1 protein-coding gene and 2 pseudogenes are annotated in these 2,474 nt (G+C 72.9%); all 3 read left to right on the forward strand.

The window, feature by feature from the left end:
- Positions 1–476 (forward strand): annotated as a pseudogene (locus tag AC08ON_RS12135) (hypothetical protein); the annotation flags it as partial.
- On the forward strand, positions 460–627 hold the full coding sequence (locus AC08ON_RS12140; protein ID WP_476607313.1) for a hypothetical protein: 168 nt from the start codon (positions 460–462) through the stop codon (positions 625–627). The pseudogene AC08ON_RS12135 and the gene AC08ON_RS12140, both read left to right, overlap by 17 nt.
- Before the next feature lie 41 nt (positions 628–668).
- A pseudogene (gene accA / locus AC08ON_RS12145) lies at positions 669–2,439 on the forward strand (carboxyltransferase subunit alpha).
- Positions 2,440–2,474: the final 35 nt, after the last annotated feature.

Below are 2,474 nucleotides of genomic sequence, written 5' to 3' on the forward strand. Positions count from 1 at the left end.
GGGCGTTGCTGGCGAAGGCGGGCCCGAACGACATCGACATGGCGCCGGCCTCCGACATGTTCGAGATCGGCGCCGAGGTGCAGGTCCTGCGCCGCGGCACGATGTTCGCCGGGCGGGGCCGCCGGCTGTACGACCTCTACCGCGCCCACGACTCCCTCGACGACCTTTCGGCGGAGGATCGGGACTGGCTGGAGCGTTCGGTCCTGCGCCGGTCCGTGGACGAGGTATGGGCTGACACCGTCGACTACTTCAGCCGACGCGACCCGGAGCAGATCGAACGCGCGCAGGCCAACCCGAAGAGACGGATGGCGCTGGTATCTCGGGCTGTCCTCGGGCTGGGCGATCTCCGCCGCGCCCGACCGGATCACCGATTACCAGATCTGGTGCGGCCCGTCCCTGGGCGCCTTCAACACCTGGGCGGCCGGCAGCTACCTGGCGGACGTCGACCGGCGCAGCGCGGTGGACGTCGCGGGTGAGCTGATGCTCGGCGCCGCCTACACCGGGCGGGCCGCGGCACTGCGGTTCGCCGGGGTGCGGCTGCCGGTGCGGGCTGCCGCCTACCGACCGCCGGCCACGCGCGAGAGCTCGCCGGCGCACCGGTACGTTCTGACGGCGGGTGCCCGGTGACTGCGCCCACGACCGCGCCCGGGGCCACCGCTGGCACGCCCGTGCCCGTGCCAGCCGTCGAGGCGGAGTCGACCGCGGACCGCCTCGCCTGGCATCTGTGCGGGGGATGCCGGACTCTTCTCTATGGCAAGCGGTTCCTCGCAGCCAACCGGGTCTGCCCGGAGTGCGGCTGGCACGCGCCGCTGACGGCCCCGAGCCGGCTCGCCCAGCTGCTGGACCCGGGATGGTCCGAGCTGGCGACGCCCGTGCCCGCGGATCCCGATCCGCTGCGCTTCACCGATTCGGCCCCCTATCCGGACCGGGTGCGCCAGGCCCGCGAGCGGACCGGACTGGCCGAGGCGGTCGTCTGCGCGCGGGGACGCATCGACGGCGCCGAGGTGATCGTCGCGGCGATGGACTTCCGTTTCCTGGGCGGCAGCCTGGGATCGGCCGTCGGCGAGGCCATCACCCGGGCGGGCGAGTTGGCGTTGGCCGAGCGCACACCGCTGGTGATTGTGACCGCCTCCGATGCAGGAAGGCCTGCTGTCGCTGATGCAGATGGCCAAGACGAGCCAGATGCTCGGCCGGCTCGACGAGGCGGGCGTGCTCACCGTGGCACTGATCAGCGACCCGACGTTCGGGGGAGTGGCAGCCTCCTTCGCCACTCTTTGTGATGTTATCGTCGCCGAGCCGGGTGACCGCCTCGGGTTCGCCGGTCCCCGGGTGATCGAGCAGACGATCCGCCAGAAGCTGCCGCCCGGCTTCCAGACGGCGGAGTTCCTGCTGAACCACGGAATCGTGGACATGATCGTTCCCCGTGGCGACCTGCGGGCCGCGCTGTCCCGGCTCCTGCGCGTCGCCACCGGCGTTCATGAGGTGGCCGAGGGCGCCACGGCCGGGGGCGGCCTGTCCGACGGGCATGACGGAGCCGAGCGGGTGATCACCGAGGTGCTCCACCTGCCCGTCCGTCATCCCTGGGACGCCGTGCGGCAGGCCAGGGCGCTCGGGCGCCCGACCACCCTCGACCTGATCTCGCTTCTGCTGGACGACTTCAACGAGCTGCACGGCGACCGGGCCTCCGCCGACTGCCCGGCGATGGTCGCCGGTCTCGGCCGGTTGGGCGGAGTCGGGCTGGCCGTGATCGGCACCCAGAAGGGGCACACGGTCGCGGAGCTCAGCGAGCGGAACTTCGGCATGCCCAGTCCCGCCGGGTACCGCAAGGCGGCGCGGGTCATGCGGCTGGCGGCCAAGCTTGGCCTGCCGGTGGTCACCTTCATCGACACCGCCGGCGCCCATCCCGGCGTCGAGGCGGAGGAACGGGGACAGTCGGTCGCGATTGCCGAGAACCTGCGCCTGATGGGGGCGCTGCCCGTTCCGGTTGTCGCCGTCGTCACCGGCGAGGGCGGCAGCGGCTGGGCGCTGGCGCTCGCGGTCGCCGACCGGGTGCTGATGTGCGCGAACGCGGTGTACTCGGTGATCAGCCCGGAGGGATGCGCGTCGATCCTCTGGAAGGACGCGACCGCCGCGCCGAAGGCTGCCGAGGCGCTGCGCGTGGACGCGCGTCAGCTGCTGGAGCTCGGGATTGTCGACGGGGTCGTACCCGAGCCTGACGGCGGTGCCGCGGCCGATCCCGTCCACGCCGCGGCGCTCGTCGGTGCCGCACTGCGCGCGACGCTGGGACTGGCCGGCCCGGAGGAGCTCGTGTACCGGCGGTGGCTGCGCTTCCGTCGCTTCGGCGCGGTGGCGGGTGAGCCTGCCGGCGCGTCACCCCCGGGACGCCCGGGCAACTCCGAACACCCGGGACACTCCGAACACAGGGAGCAGAGTTCATGAGCACGACTGTGGCAGCGCGCCGCTCCGGCGCCGTC

This window comes from Frankia sp. CoWAU3, assembly GCF_977971855.1.